Annotated in this window: 22 protein-coding genes; 11 read left to right on the top strand and 11 right to left on the bottom strand. The window is 67.6% G+C overall.

Annotated elements, in window-relative coordinates:
* Positions 1–89: 89 nt before the first annotated feature.
* A complete protein-coding gene (locus tag AC4HIX_RS13660; protein WP_490399343.1) occupies positions 90–1553 on the bottom strand; it encodes a hypothetical protein in 1464 nt (487 codons plus the stop codon).
* Positions 1554–1745: 192 nt separating this feature from the next.
* Here AC4HIX_RS13660 and AC4HIX_RS13655 point away from each other — a divergent pair, with 192 nt between their 5' ends.
* Positions 1746–2498 carry a WecB/TagA/CpsF family glycosyltransferase gene (locus tag AC4HIX_RS13655; protein ID WP_490399342.1) on the top strand — a complete coding sequence of 251 codons (753 nt, stop codon included), beginning with the start codon at positions 1746–1748 and terminating at the stop codon, positions 2496–2498.
* Positions 2499–2635: 137 nt separating this feature from the next.
* On the opposite strand, the gene AC4HIX_RS13650 is transcribed toward AC4HIX_RS13655, so the two are convergent.
* Together AC4HIX_RS13650 and AC4HIX_RS13645 are read right to left on the bottom strand one after the other, a co-directional pair.
* A complete protein-coding gene (locus tag AC4HIX_RS13650) occupies positions 2636–3586 on the bottom strand; it encodes a glycosyltransferase family 2 protein (protein ID WP_490399341.1) in 951 nt (316 codons plus the stop codon).
* Positions 3583–4632, bottom strand: coding sequence for a glycosyltransferase family 2 protein (locus tag AC4HIX_RS13645; RefSeq protein WP_490399340.1), 1050 nt, complete (start codon positions 4630–4632; stop codon positions 3583–3585). The genes AC4HIX_RS13650 and AC4HIX_RS13645 overlap by 4 nt, the downstream gene beginning before the upstream one ends.
* A 152-nt stretch (positions 4633–4784) precedes the next feature.
* Here AC4HIX_RS13645 and AC4HIX_RS13640 point away from each other — a divergent pair, with 152 nt between their 5' ends.
* A complete protein-coding gene (locus AC4HIX_RS13640) occupies positions 4785–5765 on the top strand; it encodes a glucokinase (protein WP_490399339.1) in 981 nt (326 codons plus the stop codon).
* 69 nt (positions 5766–5834) lie between these two features.
* On the opposite strand, the gene AC4HIX_RS13635 is transcribed toward AC4HIX_RS13640, so the two are convergent.
* Together AC4HIX_RS13635 and AC4HIX_RS13630 are read right to left on the bottom strand one after the other, a co-directional pair.
* Positions 5835–9464 carry a translocation/assembly module TamB domain-containing protein gene (locus AC4HIX_RS13635; protein WP_490399338.1) on the bottom strand — a complete coding sequence of 1210 codons (3630 nt, stop codon included), beginning with the start codon at positions 9462–9464 and terminating at the stop codon, positions 5835–5837.
* Positions 9461–11263 carry an autotransporter assembly complex protein TamA gene (locus tag AC4HIX_RS13630; protein WP_490399337.1) on the bottom strand — a complete coding sequence of 601 codons (1803 nt, stop codon included), beginning with the start codon at positions 11261–11263 and terminating at the stop codon, positions 9461–9463. Before AC4HIX_RS13630 ends, AC4HIX_RS13635 begins: the two co-directional genes overlap by 4 nt.
* Positions 11264–11813: 550 nt before the next feature.
* On the opposite strand from AC4HIX_RS13630, the gene AC4HIX_RS13625 reads away from it, so the two are divergent.
* Both AC4HIX_RS13625 and AC4HIX_RS13620 read left to right on the top strand, forming a co-directional pair.
* A complete protein-coding gene (locus AC4HIX_RS13625; protein ID WP_490399336.1) occupies positions 11814–12080 on the top strand; it encodes a hypothetical protein in 267 nt (88 codons plus the stop codon).
* Positions 12081–12144: 64 nt separating this feature from the next.
* Positions 12145–12750, top strand: coding sequence for a hypothetical protein (locus AC4HIX_RS13620; protein ID WP_490399335.1), 606 nt, complete (start codon positions 12145–12147; stop codon positions 12748–12750).
* Positions 12751–12805: 55 nt separating this feature from the next.
* On the opposite strand, the gene AC4HIX_RS13615 is transcribed toward AC4HIX_RS13620, so the two are convergent.
* The 3 genes from AC4HIX_RS13615 to AC4HIX_RS13605 all read right to left on the bottom strand — a co-directional run bounded on the left by AC4HIX_RS13615 (position 12806) and on the right by AC4HIX_RS13605 (position 15069).
* The gene (locus tag AC4HIX_RS13615) at positions 12806–13789 is read right to left on the bottom strand and encodes a type I glyceraldehyde-3-phosphate dehydrogenase (protein WP_490399334.1); all 984 of its coding nucleotides are present in this window, start codon (positions 13787–13789) and stop codon (positions 12806–12808) included.
* A gap of 121 nt (positions 13790–13910) precedes the next feature.
* Positions 13911–14225 carry a hypothetical protein gene (locus tag AC4HIX_RS13610; protein WP_490399333.1) on the bottom strand — a complete coding sequence of 105 codons (315 nt, stop codon included), beginning with the start codon at positions 14223–14225 and terminating at the stop codon, positions 13911–13913.
* A gap of 67 nt (positions 14226–14292) precedes the next feature.
* The gene (locus AC4HIX_RS13605) at positions 14293–15069 is read right to left on the bottom strand and encodes an IclR family transcriptional regulator domain-containing protein (protein WP_490399332.1); all 777 of its coding nucleotides are present in this window, start codon (positions 15067–15069) and stop codon (positions 14293–14295) included.
* Positions 15070–15284: 215 nt separating this feature from the next.
* On the opposite strand from AC4HIX_RS13605, the gene AC4HIX_RS13600 reads away from it, so the two are divergent.
* From AC4HIX_RS13600 to AC4HIX_RS13585, 4 genes are all read left to right on the top strand, one after another.
* Positions 15285–16733: a glutamine synthetase family protein gene (locus tag AC4HIX_RS13600; RefSeq protein WP_490399331.1), complete on the top strand. Its 1449-nt coding sequence runs from the start codon at positions 15285–15287 to the stop codon at positions 16731–16733.
* A 189-nt stretch (positions 16734–16922) separates the two neighbouring features.
* A complete protein-coding gene (gene gcvH / locus AC4HIX_RS13595; RefSeq protein ID WP_027236694.1) occupies positions 16923–17282 on the top strand; it encodes a glycine cleavage system protein GcvH in 360 nt (119 codons plus the stop codon).
* Positions 17283–17420: 138 nt separating this feature from the next.
* Positions 17421–18137: a flavodoxin family protein gene (locus AC4HIX_RS13590; protein WP_490399330.1), complete on the top strand. Its 717-nt coding sequence runs from the start codon at positions 17421–17423 to the stop codon at positions 18135–18137.
* 227 nt (positions 18138–18364) lie between these two features.
* Positions 18365–18826 carry a GFA family protein gene (locus AC4HIX_RS13585; protein ID WP_490399329.1) on the top strand — a complete coding sequence of 154 codons (462 nt, stop codon included), beginning with the start codon at positions 18365–18367 and terminating at the stop codon, positions 18824–18826.
* A 67-nt stretch (positions 18827–18893) separates the two neighbouring features.
* Here AC4HIX_RS13585 and AC4HIX_RS13580 read toward each other — a convergent pair whose 3' ends face one another.
* From AC4HIX_RS13580 to truA, 3 genes are all read right to left on the bottom strand, one after another.
* Positions 18894–19829, bottom strand: a complete 936-nt coding sequence (locus tag AC4HIX_RS13580) for a 2-hydroxyacid dehydrogenase (protein ID WP_490399328.1) — start codon at positions 19827–19829, stop codon at positions 18894–18896.
* Between the two features lie 107 nt (positions 19830–19936).
* Positions 19937–20674, bottom strand: a complete 738-nt coding sequence (locus AC4HIX_RS13575) for an NYN domain-containing protein (protein ID WP_490399327.1) — start codon at positions 20672–20674, stop codon at positions 19937–19939.
* A gap of 224 nt (positions 20675–20898) precedes the next feature.
* Positions 20899–21666 (bottom strand): tRNA pseudouridine(38-40) synthase TruA, encoded by a 768-nt coding sequence (gene truA, locus AC4HIX_RS13570; protein WP_490399326.1) that lies wholly within the window; start codon positions 21664–21666, stop codon positions 20899–20901.
* 112 nt (positions 21667–21778) lie between these two features.
* Here truA and AC4HIX_RS13565 point away from each other — a divergent pair, with 112 nt between their 5' ends.
* The 3 genes from AC4HIX_RS13565 to AC4HIX_RS13555 are packed head-to-tail and all read left to right on the top strand — an operon-like array spanning position 21779 to position 24635.
* Entirely contained in the window at positions 21779–23194 is a 1416-nt protein-coding gene (locus AC4HIX_RS13565) for a YcjX family GTP-binding protein (RefSeq protein WP_490399325.1), read from the top strand.
* Positions 23191–23646: a GNAT family N-acetyltransferase gene (locus AC4HIX_RS13560; RefSeq protein ID WP_490399324.1), complete on the top strand. Its 456-nt coding sequence runs from the start codon at positions 23191–23193 to the stop codon at positions 23644–23646. Before AC4HIX_RS13565 ends, AC4HIX_RS13560 begins: the two co-directional genes overlap by 4 nt.
* Positions 23643–24635 (top strand): YcjF family protein, encoded by a 993-nt coding sequence (locus AC4HIX_RS13555; RefSeq protein WP_490399323.1) that lies wholly within the window; start codon positions 23643–23645, stop codon positions 24633–24635. The genes AC4HIX_RS13560 and AC4HIX_RS13555 overlap by 4 nt, the downstream gene beginning before the upstream one ends.
* Positions 24636–24645: the final 10 nt, after the last annotated feature.

Genomic DNA, 24645 nt, shown 5'->3' with positions numbered 1-24645 from the left:
TGATCTCATTTTTACCTTCGTCAATCCATGCGGCTGTCCTGTGGACGCATTGTGTCAATTTCGGCCGCAAACGCGGAAAGATTGCGGCATCACAGGATGCTGCGCCGCTCGGGTCCGGCGGCGTCCGGCAGCATCGCCTGCGCCCCGCCGAACAGGGCGGTTTTCGGGCGGAACAAATCCGGGTAGAGCAGCCGCTCCGCGTAGCCCAGAACCGACCCCGCGCACATCCATGTGATCGGGATCAGCGTCGCGTTCAGCAGCATGTCGACCATGGTCGCGGCGAGGATCAGCGCAATCGGCGCGGCATAGGGCGAGACGCTGCCGGCAGGCGCCCGCCGCGCGGCATGGGCCAGCAGCAGCAGCGGCGCGGCCAGCAGACCCATCTCGGCGATGTAGCCCAGCCAGCCGAAGGTGCCGAAAACGATGATCCAGCGCCCGTCCGGGATCGACAGGATCTGGCCGGTCTCCTCGTGCCGCAACAGGTTGCGGCCCCAGCCGCCCCAGCCGAACCAGGGTTTCTCAGCTGCGCGCGCCAGCAGCTGCGCTTCGTTCTCGAACCGGTAGTTCAGCGAATGCGCCCGCTCGGCGCTGATCATCTCGGCCTGGGCCACCAGCGCCTCGGTCGGCACCAGCCCGGTGTTGCGCAGCATCGGGTAGACCACTGCAATCAGCGCCAGCACCAGCGCGGCCCGCAGCTGCCAGCGCAGGGGCGCCAGCGCCACCACCGGGGTGAAGGCCAGCGCATAGGCCAGCGAAGCCAGGCTCTTGCACAGCACCAGCACGACGAACAGATAGGCCGCCGCCAGCGCCAGGCGCAGCCGCTGCCCGCCAGCGGCTGTGCGCGCCAGCGCGGCGGCGGCCAGCAGCGCCGACAGCATAAAGAACGCCAGCCACAGCGCATGGGGCAGAAACACGATGGGCCGGAAGCCGCCCTGGCGCATCATCTGGCTGAAGTCATGCTGGAAAAAGCCGTAGATCCAGACATTGATCTGCGGGCTGAACCGGATCTCAATCAGCGACGGGATAGTATAGGCCAGCGCGCCGATCATCAGCGCCAGCAGCAGCTCGCGCTGGGCTTCGGGCGTGGACAGGTAGCGGCGCGCCAGCAGGAAGGGGATCAGAACGATCATCTGGTTGATGATGACGGACCCCAGGTCGCGCCAGCGCAGCCCGGGCAGCTGATCGGTCAGGAAGAGGATCGGGTCGGAATTGGCGATCCTGCGGAACAGGATCGGCTCGCCATTGGTCAGCACGGTGGGGATGACCCCGAACACGAACAGCAGCACCAGCAGCCGCACCGCCGGGTGCCGCGGCAAAAGCGGAACCGGCTTGCGCAGCAGAAAGACGCACAGCAGTAACGCCATCACCGAGGGGATGGCGAACTTGTCCATGTCCGGCACCAGCGGCAAGTCGAACTCGGCCAGCGGCGGCAGCAGCAGATAGCCCGCGATGATGCACCACAGCACCGCCCGTTCCAGCGGCAGGCGCCGGAACAGCACCAGGCTGGCCAGCGGCCAGGCCAGCAGCATCAGATAGGCCAAAGCGTTGGGCAAAGCCCCGTGCTCCCTCAGTTCCCCGGTTGTTGGTTCAAAGTTTAACGATTGCCGCAGGCGCTGTCGCGCGGATTTGCAAGAACCGGTAAACGGTGTGCAGCTATGCCACGCTGGCGGCGGGGATCGGCTTCCCGCGCTGGCCTGACACGGGCGCGGGATGTATCAGGGAGCCGTCTAAGACCGGGGGATGGAGTGCATTTTGATTTCAACGGGCGCAGGGTGGCGGTGAACATGCCCCGCCGGGCGCTGCTGGAAGCGGAGATCCGCGCCCGGTTCAAGGCGGGCCAGGGCTTTGCGCTGGCCACGGTCAATTTGGATCACCTGGTGAAACTGGCGCAGTCGCCGGAGTTCCTGGCCGCCTATCAGGCGCAGGATCTGGTGGTGGCGGACGGGCGCCCGATTGTCTGGCTGTCACGGCTTGCGGGCCGCCCGGTGGAGCTGATGCCGGGCTCGGACCTGGTGCTGCCCCTGTGCCGGCTGGCGGCAGAGGCCGGGGTGCCGGTGGCGCTGGCAGGCAGCTCGGAGGAGGCGCTGGCGGACGCCGCAGCAGCGCTGACCGACCAGGTGCCGGGACTGGAAATCGCCTGGTGCCACGCCCCTTCGGGCCGGTTCGATCCGGACGGCGAAGAGGCGGACCGGATCCTGCACCGGCTGGATGAAACCGGCCCCTGCCTCTGTTTCCTGGCGCTGGGCGCCCCCAAGCAGGAGCGCCTGGCGCAGCGCGGCCGCCGCCTGGCGCCGCGCACCGGGTTTGCCTCTGTCGGGGCCGGGCTGGATTTCCTCGGCGGCCATCAGAAACGGGCCCCGGCCTGGGTGCGGGCGATTGCTATGGAATGGCTGTGGCGGGCGTTCTCCAACCCGTCCCGAATGCTGCCGCGCTATGCCAAATGCCTGGCCATCCTGCCTGCCCAGATGCTCAGGGCCTGGCGGCTCCGGACCCGCTGAGCAGCCTGATGCGAGGCTCTGCCTCGCGCTCCGGGATATTTTCGGCCAGATGAATAAAGGATCCGGTCTTCATCTGGCTGCAAATATCCTGGGGTGAATTGGCCGGAAGGCCAAGAGGGGCAAAGCCCCTGCAGGCGCTACTTGTATTCCAGAATGCCGCGCGCCGTACCGCGCCAGCGGCGCCAGCGGTACTCCAGCGCGCCGGAGGCCTCGGCGAATTTGCCAAGCACCGAAAACAGCGCCTGCTCGTACCCCATGCGGCGGGACAGGCGCAGAACCTGCGCCGGATAGATCAGCGCCGCCAGCAGCAGGACAGGGCTGATCAGCCCGGCGGCCGCGATGGCTGCGGGCAGCACCGCACCCCAGGCAAGCGCGCGGCGGGTCTCGGCCACCCAGTGGCGCTCAGGTCCTGCGCCATGAAGCGCTGCGCCCTCGGCAAAGGCATGGCCCGCCCTGCGGCTGCGGTTCCACCATTGGCCGAACCGGGTCATCTGCGCGTCGTGCAGCGTCATCTCCGCATCCAGCCGCCAGACTTGCCAGCCCGCCCGCCGCAGCCGCAGGCACAGTTCCGGCTCCTCGCCCGCGATCAGGCTCTCGCGGTAGCCGCCCGCGGTATAGACCGCCGCCACCCGCATCAGCGCATCACCGCCGCAGGCGCTGGCCTCTCCCACCGGCGTGTCCCATTCCGCGTCACACAGCCGGTTATAGACCGACGCCTCCGGGAACCGTTCCCGCCGCCGTCCGCAAACCACGGCCACCCGGGGATGCGTCTGCAGAAAATCCGCCGCGGCGGCGAGCCAGCCGGGGTCCACCTCGCAATCGCCATCTACGAATTGCACCAGCTCAATTCCAGTGCTGAGCGCTGCCAGCCCGGCGTTGCGGGCACGCGCCGCGGTGAAGGGGCGGCTCAGGTCCAGGTCCACCACTTCGGCCCCCAAGCGCCGCGCCGCCTCCGTTGAGCCGTCGGTGGAGCCGCTGTCCACATATATCAGCTGCTGCACCTGTCCCTGCAGGGAGCGCAGGCAGCGGATCAGCCGTTCGCCTTCGTTGCGCCCGATCACCACGGCGCCGATCGCCGGGGCGCTCATGCGCCGCCCCTTGCCAGATAGCTGCTGTAACCGGGCGCGCGGCGCAGGAAGCCCAGGTGCTGGAGGCCGGCGATGCTTGCGTCTTCCAGCGCCGCATCGGACCACAGGCTCAGCTCCGGCTGCGCCTGCATCGCATCGCTGCGCAGCCTGTCCTCGCCATGTTCCGAGACCGCCTCGGCCCGGGTCTGCAGATCGCGGGCCAGGCTGTCGCCAGCGAATTTGTAATGGCGGATCAGCCCCTCAACGTCCGCCACCGCCACCCCGGCAGAGACATGCGGATGCACCGCTGCCTGCACGCCGGCACCGTTGAAAACCAGCGGGTGCTTGCTGAGGCAGCAGCGCTCGCCGAAGACCTTGCCGCGAACCCCGCCGTACTGCATCTTCGCGCCTCCCGGCGGCAGGCTGTTCTGGCGCAGGTAGTAGGCAAGCCCGGTGTCGTCGTGGCCATAGTCCAGCGCCTGCACCGTGCTGACGTCGCAAAAGCGGAACGCCTTGACCGCTTCGGCATAGGACAGCCCGCGGGCCGCCGCCAGCGGGCCCTTGGGGAACATCTCCAGCATTTGCGCCTGCAGCGCCGTATAGCCCTGCTGCGCCAGATAGCCGGTCAGCCCGCTCAGCCCGGCGGTGCCGCTGCCCTCGAAATCCAACAGCTCATCCATGTCGGCAAACAGGCACCAGCGGTCCGTGCCGTACCGGTCGGCGGCATAAGCGCGGAAGCTGTTTTCAAACTCCAGCCAGGGCAGGGCGGAGCGCAGCACCGCGGTGCCCGGCTCGCGCCGGATGCGGTCCACCGTGCCGTCGGTCGAACCGTTGTCGAAGAAGACAAAGCAGGAGACCCCAAGCCGCCGGTAATGCTCGAAAAACACGTCGAGGTAATAGATCCCGTCCCGCACCAGCGCGATCAGCACCACCTCCTGCGGTGCTGCAAAGCGGCGGGCGGGCCCGTGTAGATGGCGCAGCGACCTGTGCAGCCGTGCACGGTGCAGGGCGTCCTGCGCCATCCGCCCGGCGCGGGCCGCCAGTCTGTGGCCGATTGATCTGTGCACGCGGGGCTCCGTCTTGCGCCTGCCGGGACTGTTGCTGTCAACCTGCAAGGTTCCGCCGGCGGCTGCAAGCGCTGCCTGCCCGCTCAATTGCATTTGCGGCGGGATTGCTGCAGGCTCTAGACCGGGGAAGCGATCGGAAAGGACCGCGGCAGATGGCGGCTGAGCTGACCGTTCTGGCCGGAGTTGCCGGCAGCAGCAGGACCCGGCTGGCCCTGGCGGCGCCCGGGATCGGGGTCACCGCGCTGCAGAGCTTTTCCAACGACAGTTTCGCCAGCCTGCAGGATGTGCTGCAGGCCTATTGCGCGCAGCCCGGCTTGCCGCCGCTGCAGGGGGCCTGCCTTGCGGTGGCCGGTCCGGTCAGGGAGGGGCGCTTCCAGCTCAGCAACCGCAATTGGAGCGGATCGGCAGCTGAGATTGCCGCGGCGCTGGGCCTGCCCGGCAGCGCGCATGTGACGGTCATCAACGATCTGGCGGCGCTGGGCCATGCGCTGCCGGTGCTGATCCCGGGGCAGCTGTCTTGTCTGCGCCCCGGACGGCAGACTGGGACCCAGGCGCTGGTCGCGGGTATCGGCACGGGGTTCAATGCCGCCGCTATGGTGGAAGGGGAGGCGCTGGAGGCCGAACTGGGCCATACCGGCCTGCCGCAGGCGCTGTGCCGCCGGCTGGACAGCCTGCTGGACCATGCGCCGGAGTCGTTCGGCAGCATCGGGGCACTGTTTTCCGGGCCAGGACTGGTCCGCTTTCATCAGGCGCTGACCGGCGCCGCAGCCAGCAGCGCCGAACTGATCGAGGCGGCTTATCTGGCTGATCCTCACACGCCGGAGGCGCGCACCGTCTGTGAATGGGCGCATCTTCTGGGCCTGCTGGCGCGGGAGCTGACGGCGGCCTATCTGCCGCGGCAGGGGCTGTTCTTTGCCGGCAGCGTGGCCCGTGGCATCCTGAGCACGCCCGCGCGGGAGAATTTCCTGGATAGCTATACCGCCCCCGGCGGGCGGCTGGGCGGGATCTGCGCGGACATACCGCTGTGGCTGATCACCGATGACGCTGCTGGTGTCAGCGGTGCCGCCGAGGTGGCGCTGGCTGCTGCGGGGGAGGCGGAATCCGGCACGGATTCCGGTCCGGAAATCACCTGATTTCCGGGCCGTTTTCCGCGCCGGAAAACGGCGGCCCGCGGCTGGCCGCCCAAGAGCCGCCGCAGGCCGTCAGTAGTCGCGCTTGAAGAACAGCCCGAAGCCGGTTTCGCCCTCGCTGTCGACCGTGCCCTGCACCGTCAGGCTCTTGGTCACATCCAGGTTGATGCTCAGCTCGCTGTCGCCGCGGGTGTTGACGTTGAAATCGGTATAGACGTTCTCCGCCACGTAACCGCCCAGCCCCAGCTGGCCTGCCCCCAGGTTGTCGGCGCCAATATCGACCGAATCCGCGCCGGTGGCCTCGCGCACCCTGCTCTGGGCGCCGCCGCCGCGCCCGCTGAGCGTCAGCGCCGAGCCGGCCAGCCGGGCCAGCGCCAGCGGCGAGATGTCCTCGATATTGTCGCCGAACAGCAAGAGCGCCAGCGCCTCCTCGGAGGGGCGCGGCGGCTCCGCCGTCACCTTGATCTCGGGCGCATCGACCCGGCCGGAGATTTCCAGCGTGGCGGTGCCCTCCTCGGTGGCGGCGGAAGATCTGAACTCCAGATAGGGTTTCAGATCGCCCAGCAGGGTGATCCGCCCCTCGTCCAGCTCCAGCCGCCGGCCCAGGATGTCAAAGGTGCCGCGGATCAGGCTGATCTGGCCCGAGGGCGACAGCCGTGCGGTGGTGCCGCGCAGGCGGATGTCGCCGCCCAGTTCCGCGCGCAGGCCGCGGCCGCGCGCAAAGATCCGCGATGGCGCGCTGATCAGGATATCCAGTTCGGTCCTGGCCGAGCCGCCCCCGCCGCCGCCGTTGTTGCCGGTCAGCCCGGCCCGCGCCAGGGTCTGGCGCACATCGCGCGGCGCGTTCACATGGCGGATCGGCGGGATCGGTGCCGACGAGACCGAGCCGCCTGCGGTATTGAGGTTGATATTGGTCTCGCCCACATTGATCTGCCCGTCGATCCGCTTGTCGCCCGCCATGGCTCCGGACAGGGTGAGGCTGCCATTCAGCAGCGTCTCGTAAGACAGGTTGTCGGTCACCACCAGATTGCCGATGGCAATCTGAAGATTGCTGCTGAAGGGCGGGCGCATCGCCACCGGGCCGTTGATCCGCAGGGTGCCGCCGTCACGGCCGCGGGCCGAGACCTGCACCTGGGCGCTGGAGCGGGCAAAGGAGACGGTGGCATTGATATCGTCCAGCCGCTGCGCCGCCGCCGGGATCACCAGCGAGGCGCCGGGAACCGAAACAGTGCCGCTCAAGGAGTCCAGCGCCGGCTCCCCGCGCAAGGCCAAATCGAAATTCGCAGGCCCCTGCAACAGGTTGGGAGAGATGAACGGGTTCATCCCCTCCAGCCGCAGAGTGCCCTTGGCGTTCACATCAGCGGTGCCTTCGGCCTCGTTCCAGCTGCCCGCGATGCGGCTGTCGATGCCTGCAGGGCCGCTGGCGGTGCTGTCCACCGTCCAGGTGCCATCGCGGCGGGTGGCGGTGCCCTTGGCGGCCAGCCGCCCGGCCAGGTCAGGCACCAGCTGCTGCAGCCGGCCGATGGCGCCCTCAAACTTCAGATCGGTGTCGCCGTTGCTCTCGGCAAAGCGGCCCTCGGCCTTGACGCCAAGGTCCGCCGGACCATCGGCCGTGGCCGCGATCTGCCATTCGCCGTTGCGCCGCTCCGCGGTGCCTTCCGCCGTCAGACGGCCTGCCAGTTCCGGCACGAACCGCTCCAGCTCGTTGAAGGCGGCGGCAAAGGTGAAATCGGCATCGCCCTCCAGCGTCACCGACCCGTCCAGCTTGGCGCTGGAGGAATGCGGCCCGGTCAGCTCGGCCACGCCATCAAACCGCCTGCCGGTGCGGGTTAGGGTGGTGGCCAGCTCCAACGTGCCGGGGGCCTGAGGCAGCAGCACCTCCACCTTGGTCAGACGGGCTGTGATCTCCATCTGGCCGGATTGGTCGTTCAGCGTGCCCGCGGCAGAGGCCTCCAGCGCGCTGCCCGCCAGCTCGAAAGTGTCGACGGTAATGCCGATCTCGTCCCGCGACGCCTTGAGAGCCAGCGTGGTGGTGCCCGCCAGCAGCTCATCCGCCTTGGCAATCCCGGCAGAGAGGTTCTCGGCAATGAGGTCCAGATCGGTGTCAAACGCACCGGACAGCGGCGTGAAGGAGCCCTGCACATCCGCCCGCACCGCGCCGCCAAGAGGCCGCCCGGCGAGGTCCGAGAAGCGCGCCAGCTCCGACGCCTCCGCGGTCAGATCCGCGGTGATCTTCAGCCCTTCCTCCAGACCGTCCAGGGTGACATCGCCCGCTGCCTGGTAATCGGTGCCGCGCAGTTCCATATCCGTGATCCGCAGCGCCCCAGGCCCGTCAGTGCTGAGGGTGCCGTCAAAGCGGATGTCGTTGCCGGTGGCCTTGGCCAGCGCCGGGTCGCGCGGCTGGAAGCCGCTGAGCGCCGCCGACAGCCGCCCCTCCAGCGCAAAGCCGCTGGTCTGGTCCAGGGTGCCGCGGCCGGTGACTTCGGCCTGATCGACCAGCGCGCCCGGGTGGCTCAGCTGGTTCAACACCCCGTCCAGGCTCCAATTGCCGTCCGTCCGCTTGCGCAGCTGCAGGTCGGCTGCCGCCAGCGTAGTCTGGCCGCCGCCCACCGGCAGGGCCACCGCGGCCTGGCCCGGGGGCGGAGTGATGGCGGCCTTGAGGTTGGCGGTGTCCAGCCTGCCGCCCGCCGCCAGCGCCGCGGCGCCGCTCACCTGCAGCGCCCGGGTGCGCAGGGCCAGTGTGTCCAGCGCCACAGCGCCGCTGCCTTCGCGCGTGCCCTTGACGTTCAGCCGCAGGCCGGGACCGAAGAAGGGCCGGTGCACCGGCGGCAGCAGCACGTCGATATTGCCGCCCAGATTTGCGGAAAAGCGGATATCGCGCGGGCTCTCCGGCGCCGCGTCTGCGGGTAAAGGCTGGGCCGCCAGCACCACCTGGCCCGCCAGCCGCTCCGTCCCGTTGGAGCTGAAGCTGATATCGGCGGTGAAGTCCGTGACCGGCCCGCTGCCCTTGGCGGTCAGCTGCAGGTCGGGGTTGCCCGGCAGATCCAGGCTGCGCGAGATCAGCCCGCCCGCGGCCTCATCCGCGGTCAGATCCAGAGTGATCTGCTGGGTTTCGTTGGCATAGCCCGCCTCCAGCCGCAGGTGGTCGCCGGGCTTGTCCAGCCGCACCGCCTCCAGCTTGGTGTCCAGCGCGCCGTCCGCCAGCCGCAACGAGCCCTCGACCCTGAGGCTGGCGGCGGTTCCCGCCAGTGCCTCGCCCAATTCGATCCGTGCTGCCTTGATCAGGCCCAGCTCAATCGCCACCGGCAGCTCCGGCAGTGCAAAAGGCGTCGCCGCCGCCTCCGGCAGTTCCGGATCGGGCGGCAGCGGCTTGGGCGCGCGGTCCACGGCGATGCGCTCCGCCGACAGCTCATTGACAGAGAACCGCCCGCGCAACAGCTCCAGCCGGTTCCAGTCCAGCGCCGCGCCCTCGATGGTCAGCCAGATGCCGTCCTCGTCGGCCACCGTGATCTTCTGGATCTTGGCCTCAGAGGAAAACGCGCCCTCCAGCCCGCTGACGCTGATATAACGGCTGTCGCCGGACAGCGTGTCCTCCAGGAAATCGACCAGCAGCCCGCCGGCGTCCTCCTTGGTGGTGTCCTGCGCCGCCAGCGGCGCGGCCGCCAGGCCCAGGGCCAGGCTATAGGCAAGTAGCTGTCTCAAAACGCCTGTCCTATCCCGATGTAGAATTGCAGCCCGTCCTCGGTTCCCCCGTCGACCGGATAGGCGAGGTCGAGCCGGATCGGCCCGATCCCCGCCACATCATAGCGCAGCCCGATGCCGGCGCCTGCATGGCGGGCAGACGATCCCGAAACAAAGCTGTCTGCGTCCACAAATCCAATGTCGTAAAAACCGACCAGGGAAATCGTATCGGTGACCTTGCCCCGCACCTCGCCCGACAGCGCCGCAAAGCTGCGCCCGCCTGCGATGCCGCCCGCAACCGGGACGCCCAGCGACTGGAATTCATGCCCGCGCACCGTTCCGGCTCCGCCGGAGAAGAACAGCAGGGTGGGGGAGATTTCACTCAGCGACGGCCCGACGACCGAGCCCAGCTGCAGCCGCCCGGCCAGCACGATCCGGTCGTCCGCACCCAAGCCCCAATAAGCGCGCCCGTCCGCCTGGATCTGCAATCCGGATTTGCTGCCGCCGACACCGATAAAGGGTGTGGCATCGCCCTGCAGGTAATAGCCGCTGGCCGGGTTCACCCGGCTGTCGCGCCCGTCGTATTCGGCGCGCAGGCGGCCTGCGATGTATTTGAACCGGCGCTGGCCGAACACGTCCTCCGCCAGGATCGAGGACACCCCCAGTGCGGCTTCGGCAAAGAATGTGTCGGAGAAGGTGCGCCGCACGCCCGCTGCACCAAAGACCTGGGTGGCTTTATAGTGCTCCTCGTCCAGCTTTTCGGCCTCGGCCAGGTAGAAGATCAGGTCATCCGGCCCCAGCGCCGCGGGCCGGTCCAGCCGCACGGCCACGCGCCCGTCGATGTCATTGCTGCTGCCGATGCCGCTGAGCCGCGCCTCGATCCGCAGCTTCTCGGCGGCCCCGAACAGGTTGCGGTGCATCCAGCTGCCCGACAGCTCCACCCCGTCCGAAGAGCTGATCTCGGCCCCGAACGTCAGGCGCCGCGGCGGCAGGTCCTCGACCACCGCGGTGTAATCCAGGGTGCCGTCCGGGTTCGGCTGCTCCGCCTCGCGCAGCACAACGCTGGAGAAGGTGCCCGTGCGGCGCAGCCGGGTGGCGGATTTGGCGATCAGATCGGGGTGGAATTCCTCCCCCGCCGGGAAGCCGGCGATCCGGCGGATGGCCTCCTCGCGGACCCTTGTGTCGCCGGTCACGGCCATCCGGCCAAAGCGCAGGCGCGGGCCAGGGGCCAGCCGCAGCTGGGCATCCAGGCGGGCTTGCAGGTGATTGGCGGTGATCTTCTGGTCCGACACCGTGGCCTTGGCATAGCCGCTGCGCCGCCAGGCCCGCACGCCGGCCGCTGCCGCATCGCGGATTGCGCCGGTGCTGGCGGGCTGGCCGGGGGCGTATTCCTCGGGGAATTCAACATCGCTCTGCCGGGGCAGCGGCGACAGCTCCGCCTTGCCAAAGGCAAACCGGGGGCCGGGCTGGACGGAAATCTCTACCTTGCCGACGCTCTGCGGCGGGTTCAGCGGCTCGATCAGCGCAGCCTCGCGCCCGTCCAGGCGGATATTCACCACCGGCGCGAAATGGCCTGCGTCGTACAGAACCTGCACCAGCGTCCGGTAATCGGACAGTGCCGCCGCCAGGATCTCCTGCAAATTGGTCTCGCCGCTGGCCGCAACCGAGGCCGAGGCACCGCGCAGCCGGTCCGCCAGCGCGGCATCGGCTCCGGGGGCTTGCAGCGTGGCGTCCGCGCCAAAGGCGGCAGGCGGCACAAGGATCAGAAAGCTGAAGGCAAGGGCACGCGCGGTCAAACGCGGGCGGAATGGAAAATTCATGTCTGCTCCCGGCGGCGGGCGTAAAAAAATCAGCCTTGCGGCCCGGCAGGGCAGCAGGCGTCAGGGCTGAGCCTAGCACGGGGAAATTGCGAGATGGAACCAGCAAAGCGGCGGCATTCCGCCTGTCCCCGGCGGCGGCGGATTGCCGCGCATCGGTTTCGCCTGATGGGCAACGGCTGCGGCAAGCACGGATTACGCCGGATGCGGCGGCGCTATTTTGCCACTTTGGCGCGTGCGCCGAATAATTGACCGTAAAGGTGATTGGAATGTGATTATTAAACTGTACTATTCAGTTCAGCTCCGGCAGGTAGAACTGCCGGAGCTGTCACTGATTAACAAACACTACATCAGGTAACGTCAGGCGCAGCCACCACTCACATGCAGCTAGGCCTGGCAGAATGATACCACGTGGATTATTGCTGTCCATATAATTGTCAGTTTGATAATTTCACGTGGTATCACTTTGCACGGCTTCGCCTGAAACAGAAGGTAGAGATTTCAAGGGGTAAGAGTTTTGAATAGTCTAAGGTCAATTTTCGAGCTGCGGGACATGCTGTACCAGATGGAACGCGATATGGGGCTCGACCGGCTTAGCCCGGCGGAGCGGGATGTGCTGCTGGCAGCCCACGCTTTGACCAGCGCGCCGGGGGCGCCGGTGCAGTCGGACCAGATCCGCAGCCACCGGCTGGTGCAGGGAATTGCCCAGGCCACCTACCACCGCACATTGAAATCGCTGCTGGGCATGGGCCTGCTGGAGCGGGCAGGCGGCAGCCGGGCCAAGCATTACGTGGTCCGCTTCGATCCTGCTCTCCAATGACGGCAGGCCGCTTGCGGTAAAACATCGGATTGCAGCTTCCGCGGCCTGTGTCTAAACGGGCGGCATGAGTCGATATTACAAGTTGCTATCCCGGTTTCAGGGTTTTGCGGTGATCGCCGCCGTCTACGTCGTCTGCCACGGATTGACCGCATGGGTGGTCACTCCGGTGCAGAATATGTTCCTGCCGGACATCACTGTCTTTGCCAGCCTGGCCTACCTGCCGCACGGTGTGCGCGTGCTGTGCGTCTGGCTGTTCGGCTGGAAAGCCATCCCGCCCCTCGCGGCAGGCGCGCTTTTGTCGGAAGTGCTGTTCACCGAGGCCAGCGTGCGGACGCTGATGGAGCCGGTGCTGCTCCAATCCATCGGCGTCGGAGCCTTCTCCGCCTTTGCGGCCTTTGAAATCGCCTGGCTGTTCGGCTGGAGCCTTTATGCCGGGGAGTCGCGCCGGATCGCCTGGACCGGTCTGCTGGCCATCGGCGCACTGGCGTCGGTCATCAACTCGCTGGGGCAGACGGTGGTGTTCTCAGGCCTGATATTCGCAGACGACCAGCTTCCGGTGATGGCGGTTTATGCCGCTGGCGACCTGATCGGGCTCGCGGCCTGCATGTTTGCACTGATGCTGATCTTCCGCTGGTTCCGGCTTGCGGGGCAGCGGCACAGCCCGCAGTAACAGCCGGGCCCGCCACGGGCGGGCCTGCGGCGGACACCTGCGGCCCGGGCGGTTTTCAGCCCGCCATCAGCCGGGCCACATCCAGCATCCGGGCGGAAAAGCCCCATTCATTGTCATACCAGCCAAAGACCCGCACCTGAGTATCGCCTGCCATGCGGGTTTCCGGCCCGGCAATCACCAGCGATTCCGTCCGCGCGCGCAAGTCCGAGGAGACCAGCGGCATATCCGTCCAGCCCATCACCTTGGAGGCGGCGATGCCTTCACGCAGGGCGGCGGTGAAATCCGCCTCGCTCATCGGGGTTTTGAGCTGCGCCACCAGATCCACCGCCGACACGCTGGCGGTCGGCACCCGCACCGCGGCGCCGCTGACCCGGCCCTTCAGGTGCGGCAGCACCTCGTCGATCAGATGCATGGCTGAGGTCGTCGTCGGCACCATCGACTGCGCGCCGCCGCGCGAGCGGGCAAAATCGCCGCGCGGCGCGTCCACCATCGGCTGCGAGTTGGTGTAGCAATGGATCGTGGTCATATGCGCGGTGTCGATGCCTGCGATCTGGTCCAGCAGCTTGACCAGCGGCGTCAGCGCATTGGTGGTGCAGGAGGCGTTGGAGACGATGCGGGTATCCCCCAATGCCTCCTCGTTGGCGCCCAGCACCATGGTCAGCTCAGCCGCCGGAGAGGGACCGGAGATCAGCACCTTGCCAGCCCCCGCCTTCAGCCCGCGCTCCGCCACGTCGGAGGTGCGGGCGATACCGGTGCATTCCAGCACCAGGTCGACGCCGCTCAGATCGACCTTTGTCAGATCGGGTTCGTGGCTCACGGGAATGTTCCGGCCCATCACCTGCAGCGCGCCGCCGCCATGCTCCACCGGATGGGCAAAGGGGCCGAAGGTGCTGTCGTACTGGAACAGATAGGCGCACATGTCCAACGGCGCGATATCGTTGATCCGCACCACCTCGATGCCGTCGCCGCGCGGCGTGGTCAGAATCTGGCGCAGGATGGCGCGGCCGATGCGGCCGAATCCGTTGATAGCAAGTTTCATGCGCAATCTATGGCAGGCGCGCTGGGACCGCTCAATCCGTATGCCCCGGGAAAATGATCACATTTCCCAAGAGGATGTTTCAGAAAAAGACGGCAAAACCCCGCAACCGTCAGGCGCGCCGCTATTTGCGGCAAATGACCTGAGCGTAATAGGTGCCGGTGATGCTGCGCACCATCGTGTCGAGGTTGACGCTGCAGCCGGTGGCCGCCCGCATGGCCCGCACCGCCTGGCGGGCGGTGAGCACCGCGGGCGGGCGGAAGGCCAGATGCTCCAGGTTCATCCGCGTGGCGCTGTAGCGGCCCGCGGTGCCCTCGACCGGCACCACCAGCCAGTCGCGGCCCAGAACGGAAACCTTGGTGCCTTCCACGCCTTTTGCGGAGGCGGCGGGCGCAAGCGCGGCGCACAGGGCCGCGGCCAGTGCAGTCTGTTTCATCATCGAAATGCTCCTGCGGAAAATGCCTGCGCTCAGCCTAGCGCAGCCCCGGCACAAAGCAAGACACGCCTTACAGGTGGTCCACCGCCTCAGCCTGGCGTAATTCCGCCGCGCACAGCTGCAGCCCGCGCAAGAGCCGCTCGGCATCGGCCTGCGGCTGCCGCCCGCGCGGGGCGGAGCAGCCTGCCACGATCGGCGTCTGGCCGGGCCGCGACACCGGCACCGCATAGCCGGTGATCCCGGCCTCGAACTCGCTGTCGGTCAGGCAATAGCCCTGCTCGCGCGCCTGGGCGATACGCTCCAGAATGGCGGCGGGATCGGTCAGCGACTGGCCGGTGTGGTGCGGGATCTCTGTTTCTGCCAGCACCGCCGCGGCCTCGTCATCCGGCAGCCCGGCCAGCAGCATCCGCCCCAGGCTGGTGTGGGCCAGCGGAATATGCGAGCCGGCCGTGAAGCCATAGGTGATATGGCCATGATCCACCGTTGATTGCGCCAGCAGCAGCACCCGGCCCTGATCGAGCATCGCCAGCGTCACCTCGATCTCCATTTGGCGCGCGTGGCGGTTCAGCACCGGCTGCACCCGGCGGCCGAACTGGTTGGCCTGCAGGAACCCGCCCGCCAGCGCCAGCACCCGCGGGGTCAGCGACAGCATCCGCCCGTCCTGGCGCAGATAGCCCGCCTGCACCAGCGTCAGCGCCCCGCGCCGGGCGGTGGCCCGGTCCTGACCGGTGCGCCGGGCGATCTCGGCCAGGGTCATGCTGGGGGAGGCCGCATCAAACACCGCCAGAACCGCCAGCCCCTTGGCAAAGCTCGACGAAATATTCCTGTCCTGTTCCACCGCTGTCATCTGCGCCGCCTAACCTGTTCTTGAAATGCTGCCGCCGGTTCCGGCGGGTCTGTGCGAATGCTGCACACAATGTTCGCCTGATGAACTCTGTCAAGCCGCAAAACCTCCGTAATATCCGGATTACGCAACGGGTTACCGGGAAACCCGGCGGCAGACTGGACGCTGGGGGCAAATCCGGTGCAATTTCAATCAGCTCACTCGCCAAGAGGCCGCCCATGGCACAAGATTTCACATCCGGCAAACTGGCCCGCCTGGGGCTGCTCAGCGCAGAGGACTGCCGCAAGGCGGCTGAGATCACCTCCCGCGCGCAGTTCGACGGGATCGAGACGGTGCGGGTGCTGTTCCCGGACCAGCACGGGCTGTTGCGCGGCAAGACAGTGATGGCGGAGGGTTTTGCCGCCGTTTTCGAACGCGGCCTCAACGTGCCCGCAACCCTGCTGCTCAAGGACACCTCCCACCGCAACGCTTTTCCGGTGTGGGAGGGCGGCACCGGCCTGGCCGGGCCGATGCAGGGGGCGGGCGACGTGCTGCTGGTGCCGCGCCCGGACACCTGGCGTGCGCTGCCCTGGTCCGGCCATTCCGCCTGGATCTTCTGCGAGCCGGTCTACCCCGACGGCCAGCGGATCCCCTTTGCCTCCAGCGGCGTGCTGCAGCGGGCGGTGGACCAGCTGGCGGGGCAGGGGATGGCCGCCACCTTCGGGCTGGAGGTGGAATTCCACATCTTCGAGCTGACGGACACATCCGCCGCACACGACCAGGCAGGCCGCCCCGGCGCGCCGGTCCAGACCCGCAACCTGACGCAGGGCTATCAGTATCTCACCGAAACCCGCTACGGCGAGGTGGAGGGCGTGCTGGACCTGTTGCGCCGCAACGCCCAGAAACTGGGCCTGCCGGTGCGCTCGGTCGAGATCGAAATGGGCCCCAGCCAGGTCGAATTCACCTTTGCCCCCGACAGCGCCATGGCCCAGGCTGACGCGATGGTGATGTTCCGCACCATGGTCAAGGAGGTCTGCGCCAGAAACGGCCTGCACGCCAGCTTCATGGCCAAGCCGCGGCTGGACAACGCGATGGCCAACGGCTGGCACGTGCACCAGTCGCTGCAGGACCTGGCGACGGGCCGCAACCTGTTCGTGCCGGAAACCGCCGGGATGCTGACCCCGCCCGCCAGCGCCTGGATGGCTGGCCTCTTGAAATACGCCTCGGAAACCTCGCTGCTGATCGCCCCCACGGTGAACAGCTACAAACGCTACCTGCCGTTCCAGCTGGCCCCCAACCGGATCGGCTGGGGCGAGGACAACCGCGGCGCCATGCTGCGCGCGCTGATGCAGCCCCATGACCCCGCCAGCCGGATCGAAAACCGCGCCCCCGACAGCTCCGCCAACCCCTATTACGCGCTCGCCGCCCAGATCATCGCAGGCGCCGCCGGGATCACCGAGGGGCTGGAGCCGCCGAAACCCACCCTGTCCCCCTACAGCGAAGACGCCGAGCGCCTGCCGCGCTCGCTGGGGCAGGCGCTGGAGGGGTTCGCAGGCTCGACCCTGTGCCGCGAGGCGCTGGGCGCGGACACCGCAGATTACCTCCTGCAGCTCAAGCAATTCGAATGGGAGCGCTATCTGGATACCGTCAGCGAATGGGAGCAGGCGGAATATTTCAACCTGTTTTAAGCGCCCGCACCGCTGCTTGGGGATGCGCAAAAAATCTATCCATTCCGGGATTGCCGTCTTGATCGCTGGCCCCGCCCGTTGATACCGTATACCCGCGTATGCGGGGGCCGCCCTCCCGCCATATGCGGCGCCCTTTCCGGCGGCCTCAACCCATTCAAAACCCACGCCTCTTCGAAGGACAAAACCCCCATGAAATATACCGAGGAACACGAGTGGCTGCTGCCCGAGGACGACCTGATCACCGTCGGCATCACCGCCCATGCCGCCGAACAGCTGGGCGAAGTGGTCTATGTCGAACTGCCGGAGCCGGGCACCGAAGTCTCCAAGGATGACGAGATCGTGGTGATTGAATCGGTCAAGGCCGCCTCCGACATTCTCGCCCCGCTCGATGGCGAGATCGTCGAGGTGAACGAGGCGCTGGCCGATGACCCCGGCAAGGTGAACGAGGACCCGGAAGGCGGCGCCTGGTTCTTCAAGATCAAGCCCTCGGACCTGTCGCCGATGGACGACTATATGGATGAAGCCGGCTACAAGGACTTCATCTCCTGATAAATCCCGCCTGCTGCGGCCCCCGCAGCAGGCTGCGCGCGGTGGCGATCACGATCCCGCCAGCGCCCTATGCACCCGCCGGTTGCGGGCTACTATCCGGTCATCGCCAGAACACCCGCGATCAGCAGGAGGTGCGCAATGACCGGATTTTCAGGGCTCAAGGCCCTTTTCATCAACACATCGCTGAAAAAGGACGGCAGCAAAAGCCACACCCGCCTGCTGATGGAGGCATCCTCTGCCATCATGGGAAAGAACGGTGTCGCGGTGGAGCATCTGCACATGCTCGACCACCAGGTGCCGCCCGGCGTCTACCCGGACATGACCGAACAGGGCTGGGAGCGCGACGACTGGCCCGGGATCTGGGAGAAGGTGAAGGCGGCACAGATCCTGGTGATCGGCACCCCGCTCTGGCTGGGCGAGGAAAGCTCCGTCTGCCGCATCCTGATCGAGCGGCTCTATGGCATGAGCGGCGAACTGAACGACAAGGGCCAGTCGATCTTTTACGGCAAGGCCGGCGGCACCGTCATCACCGGCAACGAGGACGGCATCAAACACACCGCGATGACAATCTGCTACGCGCTCAGCCACCTGGGCTTCACCATCCCGCCGCAGGCCGACTGCGGCTGGATCGGCGAGGCCGGGCCGGGGCCGTCCTATGGCCATGAGGTGGAGGGCAAGCCGGCGGGGTTCGAAAACGAGTTCACCCAGCGCAACACCACCATCATGACCTGGAACCTGATGCACCTGGCCGCCATGCTGCGCGATGCGGGCGGCTACCCGAACGAGGGCAACGACCGCAACGCCTGGTCGGCGGGCTGCCGGTTCGACTATGAAAACCCGGATTATCGCTCCTAGGTCTAGGAGTGTGTCAGGCGCTGGCTCGGGAAACCGTCTTGTTCCCTGCCGGAAACAAGACGTTGCCTCCGGCGGGGAGTGATGCGCGTCCCGGAAACCGTCCGGGGGGACGGTTTCAGCGCAGAACGGGCGGAGCCCCAGCCGGAAGAAGCAGGCAGCGCTGCCGTCCCAGACAGGCGCTTGGACGTCTGGTAAACGCAAAAACCACAAACAACAGGAAGGCGCCGATGGACACTCTTCAACTCCCGCTGGCGGGCTCATGCATGTGCGGTCAGGTGCAAGTCCGCGTGTCGGCCCCGCCGCTTCTGACGCTCGCGTGCCACTGCCGCGACTGCCAGAAGCTTTGCGCAAGCGCCTATTCTCTGACCGCGATGTTCCCGGCAGAGGCCTTCTCTGTCACCGGGGAGCTGGTGACAGGCGGGCGGAGGACTGAGCGCCGGCAGCACAACTTCTGCCCCAAGTGTTTGAACTTCCTGTTTTCACGTATTCAAGGCGCAGAGAGCCGGGTGAACCTGCGCACAACCGTGTTTGATAACCCGGCCTGGTCCGAACCCTTCGTCGAATTGATGACAGAGGAAAAACTCTCATGGTCGCATGTTCCCGCCACGCATAGTTTCGCCCGGTTCCCGGAAACGGCTGCCGAACTCGAAGCCCTGATGGCGGACTATTCAAAGCGCCGGGGCCTTTAGGCAAGGCCGTTGTTCTCCAAGGGGCCAGCCTTCCGCAGGGGGTAAGAGGTGGACTGGCGTTGCCAGCTCAGTACCCGCGCTGCCGGTCCACCTCGTGCAGCAGGTCTTCCCCGGCCTCCAGCCGCCGGTAATTCTCCACCACGTCCTTGAGCGCATCACCCAGATGCCAGCCCGACACATGCGGGGTGATGGTCACCTGCGGGTGCGTCCACAGCGGGCTGTCCGCGGGCAGCGGCTCGCGGCTCACCACATCCAGCACCGCGTGGCCGGGCGTGCCTTTGGCGAGCGCTGCCAGCAGTGCGGGCTCATCCACCAGATCGCCGCGGCCCGCATTGATCAGCACCGCACCTGGCTTCATCGCCGCCAGTGTGTCTGCGTTCATCAGTCCGCGGGTGGCGGGGGTGGAGGGCAGGATCGCGCAGACGTAATCGCATTCGCCCAGCATCTGCGGCAGCGCGGCTTCGCCGTGGCGGCAGCCGACGCCTTCGATCTCCTTGGGCGAGCGGCTCCAGCCCAGCACCCGGAACCGCATGTCCCGCATCAGCCGTGCCGTCATGCCGCCGATATGGCCCAGGCCCAGAACACCCACGGTGGTGTCCTGCGGACGTCCGGGCGCCCGCGGCTCCCAGGCGCTGCGGGATTGCGAGGCCGCATGCGCCGCCATGTTGCGCTGGCCGCGCAGAACATAGGCCAGGCAGTATTCGGCAATCTCATGCGCGGGCTCCTGCGGCTTCAGCCGGGTGACCCGCACATGCGGCGCCAGGCCGGGATGCGCGACGATGCTATCCACCCCGGCCCCCAGCTTCTGCACCAGCTGCAGGTTCGGCAGCCGCGCCGGCAGGTCGCCCTTCAGCGACGAGACCGCCAGCATCGTGATCTCCTCCAGATTGCCGGGGGCTGAGATGGGGCGGATATCGGCGCCAGGGGCTGCTGCCCGCAGCTCTTGTGCCAGCTGTTCCTCGGTGTACCAGCCGTCGTGGCCGATGCTGATCAGCACTGCCATGGGTCTCCTCCTCCTCCCCGCTGCCTGTGTCCTCATGCCGGACTAAGCCACGGTTCAGGGCAAAGCGAAAGCCGCTTTTTGATACGGCGGCGCAACCGCTTGGCGCGTCAGTCCAGCCGCCGCACCAGGATCTGGTTGCCCTCGCCGCGCTTGGTCTCGAACAGCTTGAGCGAGGCAATCAGGTCGCTCAGCTTGCGCTTGCCATAGCTGCGGGTGTCGAAATCCGGCGAGGCGGCGGTGATGTACTGGCCGATCTGGCCCAGCGTGAACCACTCGTCGTCCTGGTCGATCGCGTCCATCGCCCGGATCACCAGCTTGGTCGGGTCCGCGAGTTCCGCCGGCGCATTGCCGTTGTCCTCCTCCGGTTTCTTGGGTTTGGGCTTGGCCTTGCCCGTGTCCTCCAGCAGGTTCTCGACATAGATGAACCGCTTGCAGGCTTTGACAAAGGCGGCAGGCGTCTTGCGCATCCCCATACCGTAGACGTCCAGCCCCTGTTCGCGGATGCGGCTGGCCAGCCGGGTGAAATCGCTGTCCGATGAAATCAGCACGAAGCCGTCAAACCGGCCCGAGTGCAGGATGTCCATCGCATCGATCACCAGCGCGATGTCAGAGGCATTCTTGCCGGTGGTATGGGCAAACTGCTGGTGCGGCACGATGGCGAGCGAGGCCAGCTTGTCCTTGTTCCAGCCCTGCGGCCCGCCGCCGGCAAAATCGCCATAGATGCGCCGGATGCTGGCCTCGCCGAAGGAGGCGATCTCCTCGAACATCGCCTCGGCGAATTTGGCGGAGATGTTGTCGGCGTCGATCAGGACGGCCAGGAGCGGCGGTTTGGTGGTGTCGGCCATTGCGGATTATACCTTTTGCAAATCTGTTGGGGCAGGGCGGCGGCGTGCTTGCCTGCCATTGCCTGCTGCCGGACTGTCCGGGCTGAGTATGGGGGGCGCCCGCCAGGATGCAAGGGGCGGGACGCCGGACCCCGGCAGCGGCCGCCGGGCGGTGCACAGGGGGTGTACGGGGGGTGCACAGGGGGTGTACAGGGGGGCCGCCGGTTTTCCGGCCCGGCAGCGCCTCAGATGAAGGGATCCTCCGGATAACCCACCCGCGCCAGATAAAGCCCATGGCCAGGGCAGACCGGACCGCAGGCAGCCCGGTCGCGGGCCTCCAGCGCGGCCTTCACATCCGCCGGATCCCAGGCGCCCGCGCCGACGCGCTCCAGGGTGCCGACAAAGCTGCGGACCTGGTTGTGCAAGAAGCTGCGGGCGCGCACGTGAAAGTGGATCTCCGGCCCGGAAAAGCCCTGCACCCGCTCCACCGTCAGCTCATCCAGCGTCTTGACCGGGCTTTGCGCCTGGCAGATCGAGGAGCGGAAGGTGGTGAAATCGTGGTTTCCGATCAGATAGCTGGCCGCTTCCTGCATCGCATCCGCGTCGAGGTCGTGGCTCAGCTGCCAGACCTGGCCTGCGTCATGAGTGGCCGGCGCGCGGCGGATAAGGATGCGGAACAGATACTGCCGCTCCACGGCTGAGAACCGCGCGTGCCAGTCGCCCTCGACCCGGGCGCAGTCGACAATCGCTACCGGATCGGGTTTCAGGTGGTAGTTCAGCGCCTCCGACAGACGGAACGGGTCCCACTCTTTGGCCAGATCGCAATGCGCCACTTGTCCCAGCGCATGCACGCCTGTGTCGGTCCGCCCGGCGGCGGCGATGGTGTGCTCGCCCGGCTCCAGCTTCGCCAGCGCAGCCTCGATCGCCCCCTGAACGGACGGCAATTCCTTCTGCCTTTGCCAGCCGGCAAAAGGCTTCCCGTGGTATTCGACTTTCAAAGCAAAACGCGGCATGGGCGGGCAAGTAGCAATGCAACAGGGCCGGGGCAAGTCCCGTCTGCACTCTGGTAAGCCGCCAGCCGGCTGCCTATCTTGATGCGGGCAAGAACAGAGCAGGATCAGGGCCTTGGTGATAACGTCCCTAGCAGACGGGGTAATGAGCGGGGTGGAGAGCGTCACCAGCGGCCTCTCCTCGGCGCTGTTCGACCGGCCCTTGCGGCTGGGCGTCACCGGGCTTGCGCGCTCCGGCAAGACGGTGTTCATCACCTCGCTGGTCGCCAACCTGATGGACCGGGGCCGGATGCTTCAGCTGAATGCCGCCCGCGAAGGGCGGATCGAGGCCGCCTTCCTGCAGCCCCAGCCCGACGACACCGTGCCGCGGTTTGACTATGAGAGCCACCTTGCAGCCCTGACCGGGCCGTCACCCCATTGGCCGGACAGCACCCGGGCGGTCTCAGAGCTGCGCCTCAGCCTGAAGGTGCGGCCCGCCGGCCTCCTGTCCGGGCTGCAGGGGCTGCGCACGCTGCATCTCGATATCGTCGACTACCCGGGCGAATGGCTGCTGGACCTGGCGCTGCTGGACAAGAGCTATGCCGAATGGTCCTCGGACGTCCTCTCCCGCATCGCCGCTCGCCCGCAGGCGGAACACTTCCTGGCAGAGAAATCCAAGGCTGTCCCCGCGGGGACACATGACGAGCCGCAGGCGCAGGCGCTCGCCGCCGCCTTCACAGGCTACCTCAAGGCCGCCCGCGCCGCCGGTTTCTATGACTGCACGCCGGGCCGCTTCCTGCTGCCGGGCGACCTGGAGGGCTCGCCGGTGCTGACCTTTGCACCGCTGCCGCCGGAGGCCAGCCCGCCCCGCGGCAGCCTCTGGCGCGAGATGGAGCGCCGCTACGAGGCTTATAAATCCAAGGTCGTCAAACCCTTCTTCCGCGATCACTTCGCCCGTATCGACCGGCAGGTCGTGCTGGTGGATGCGCTGTCCGCGATCCACTCCGGCCCGCAGGCGGTGGAGGATCTGCGCCACGCCATGGCCGATATCCTCGGTGCCTTCAAACCGGGCCGCAACCGCTTTTTAACCCGGCTCCTGGGCGGCAAGCGGGTGGAGAAGATCCTGTTCGCCGCCACCAAGGCCGACCATCTGCACCACGCCCAGCACGGCCGGATGACCGCCATCATCGAGGCGCTGACCCGCGAGGCGCAGGATCGCGCCCGTTTTGCCGGGGCCGAGACCGCGGCGCTGGCGATGGCCTCCCTGCGCACCACAACCGAGGAGATGCGCCCGCACAACGGCGCCGAACTGCCCTGCGTGCGCGGCACCCTGCTGCAGACCGGCAAGCAGGCGGCATTCTATCCCGGCGCGCTGCCTGAGGACCCGTCCCAGCTGCTCACACCCGCCCGCCAAGGCGCCGAGCGCTGGCTGGAGGGAGACTATCAGGCGATGGCCTTTGCGCCCGCGCCGCTGACCCTCAAACACGGCAGCGGCCCGCCGCATATCCGCCTCGACCGCGCCGCCGAATTCCTGATCGGAGATGCCCTGTGACCCTCGCCCTGCGCCCCGCCGCCCCCCTGGATGCCGGTGCCGTGGGGGATATCCTCTACCGCTTCCAGCAGGACACGGAGTGGATGCCCAAGCTCTACACTTGGGCGGAGGTGATCTCCTTCTGCGGCATGATGATCGACCGCGGCTGGGTCACCGTGGCAGAGCTGGAGGGCCGCGTCGCGGGGTTCCTGGCTCAGGACGGCCAGGAGGTCTGCTCCCTCTACCTCGCCCCCGGCGCCTGCGGGCAGGGGGCTGGCAAGGCGCTGCTGGACGCTGCCAAATCGTCCGCACCGCGTCTCACCTTGCGCACCTTTGCCGCCAACACCCGGGCGCAGAAGTTCTACCTGCGCGAGGGCTTTGCCGAGACCGGCCGCGGCGATGGTTCGGGCAACGAGGAAGGCCTGCCCGACATCGCCTATGAATGGCAGGCCAAGCGGGAGGCCGCGGCATGAGCAAGAAGCCAGTCCTTTTCGATCTTGAAGAAGAGGCCGGGGCGCCCCCGGTTGCGGAGGCGCCGCCGGTGCCGGAGCCCGCGGCGCCGGAGGCCTTGCCGCCCTCCGTAATGGAGCAGGCGGCCCGAATTGCGGCCCGCAAGCCGTCGCGCTTGGCGCGCTGGTTCTGGGCGCTGCTGGCCGCGGTCGTTGGGGCCATGGCCTCGGTCGCGGCCTGGGACTTTGCCACCGGGCTGATCGCCCGGGTGCCGGTGCTGGGCTGGGCGGTCAGCGCCGGGCTGGCCTTGCTGCTGCTGCTGGCGCTGGCGATGGGCTTACGCGAGCTGGCAGCGCTGTCGCGGCTGCGGCGTGTCGATACCCTGCGGCACCAGGCGGCGGAGGCCGCGGACTTGGCCGCCGCCCGCGCCTTCACCAGCCGGCTTGAGGGCTTCTACAAGGGGCGCGATGATCTCACCTGGCACCAGGCCCGGCTGGCGGAGCGCCAGGCGGAGGTCCTGGACGGCGATGCGCTCTTGCTGCTGGCGGAGGAGGAGCTGCTGGTGCCGCTTGATGCGCTGGCGCTGCGGGAGGTGGAGGCCGCCGCCCGGCAGGTGGCCACTGTGACGGCGATCGTGCCGATGGCGCTGGCGGATATTCTGACAGCGCTGATCTCGTCCTTGCGGATGATCCGCCGGGTGGCCGGGATCTATGGCGGGCGGCCCGGCTTCTTCAGCTCCTGGCGGCTGACCCGCGCGGTGCTGGCGCATCTCGCCGCCACCGGCGCGGTGGCCGCAGGCGATGACCTGCTGGAGCCGGTGCTGGGCGGCTCGGTCCTCTCCAAACTCTCCCGACGGTTTGGCGAAGGCCTGGTCAACGGCGCGCTGTCCGCCCGCGTCGGTATCGCCGCCATGGAAGTCTGCCGCCCGATGCCGTTTTCCCCGCGGCACCGGCCCAGCACCCGCAAAGTGGTGCAGCGGGCGCTGACGGGCCTGTTCTCCAAGGAGAAGTAAAGCGCGCGCC

The sequence above is a fragment of the Leisingera sp. genome, from assembly GCF_982940295.1.
This window is presented reverse-complemented; position numbering and strand designations above follow the sequence as displayed.

What these genes read in the sequence shown, in the direction of transcription:
- AC4HIX_RS13630 (WP_490399337.1), bottom strand. Translation starts at nt 11,263, where the DNA reads ATGAATTTTCCATTCCGCCCGCGTTTGACCGCGCGTGCCCTTGCCTTC.
- AC4HIX_RS13590 (WP_490399330.1), top strand. Translation starts at nt 17,421, where the DNA reads ATGACCGGATTTTCAGGGCTCAAGGCCCTTTTCATCAACACATCGCTG.
- AC4HIX_RS13575 (WP_490399327.1), bottom strand. Translation starts at nt 20,674, where the DNA reads ATGGCCGACACCACCAAACCGCCGCTCCTGGCCGTCCTGATCGACGCC.
- AC4HIX_RS13555 (WP_490399323.1), top strand. Translation starts at nt 23,643, where the DNA reads ATGAGCAAGAAGCCAGTCCTTTTCGATCTTGAAGAAGAGGCCGGGGCG.
- AC4HIX_RS13625 (WP_490399336.1), top strand. Translation starts at nt 11,814, where the DNA reads ATGCTGTACCAGATGGAACGCGATATGGGGCTCGACCGGCTTAGCCCG.
- AC4HIX_RS13615 (WP_490399334.1), bottom strand. Translation starts at nt 13,789, where the DNA reads ATGAAACTTGCTATCAACGGATTCGGCCGCATCGGCCGCGCCATCCTG.
- AC4HIX_RS13620 (WP_490399335.1), top strand. Translation starts at nt 12,145, where the DNA reads ATGAGTCGATATTACAAGTTGCTATCCCGGTTTCAGGGTTTTGCGGTG.
- AC4HIX_RS13610 (WP_490399333.1), bottom strand. Translation starts at nt 14,225, where the DNA reads ATGATGAAACAGACTGCACTGGCCGCGGCCCTGTGCGCCGCGCTTGCG.
- truA (WP_490399326.1), bottom strand. Translation starts at nt 21,666, where the DNA reads ATGCCGCGTTTTGCTTTGAAAGTCGAATACCACGGGAAGCCTTTTGCC.
- AC4HIX_RS13600 (WP_490399331.1), top strand. Translation starts at nt 15,285, where the DNA reads ATGGCACAAGATTTCACATCCGGCAAACTGGCCCGCCTGGGGCTGCTC.
- AC4HIX_RS13605 (WP_490399332.1), bottom strand. Translation starts at nt 15,069, where the DNA reads ATGACAGCGGTGGAACAGGACAGGAATATTTCGTCGAGCTTTGCCAAG.
- AC4HIX_RS13580 (WP_490399328.1), bottom strand. Translation starts at nt 19,829, where the DNA reads ATGGCAGTGCTGATCAGCATCGGCCACGACGGCTGGTACACCGAGGAA.
- AC4HIX_RS13640 (WP_490399339.1), top strand. Translation starts at nt 4,785, where the DNA reads ATGGCGGCTGAGCTGACCGTTCTGGCCGGAGTTGCCGGCAGCAGCAGG.
- gcvH (WP_027236694.1), top strand. Translation starts at nt 16,923, where the DNA reads ATGAAATATACCGAGGAACACGAGTGGCTGCTGCCCGAGGACGACCTG.
- AC4HIX_RS13650 (WP_490399341.1), bottom strand. Translation starts at nt 3,586, where the DNA reads ATGAGCGCCCCGGCGATCGGCGCCGTGGTGATCGGGCGCAACGAAGGC.
- AC4HIX_RS13585 (WP_490399329.1), top strand. Translation starts at nt 18,365, where the DNA reads ATGGACACTCTTCAACTCCCGCTGGCGGGCTCATGCATGTGCGGTCAG.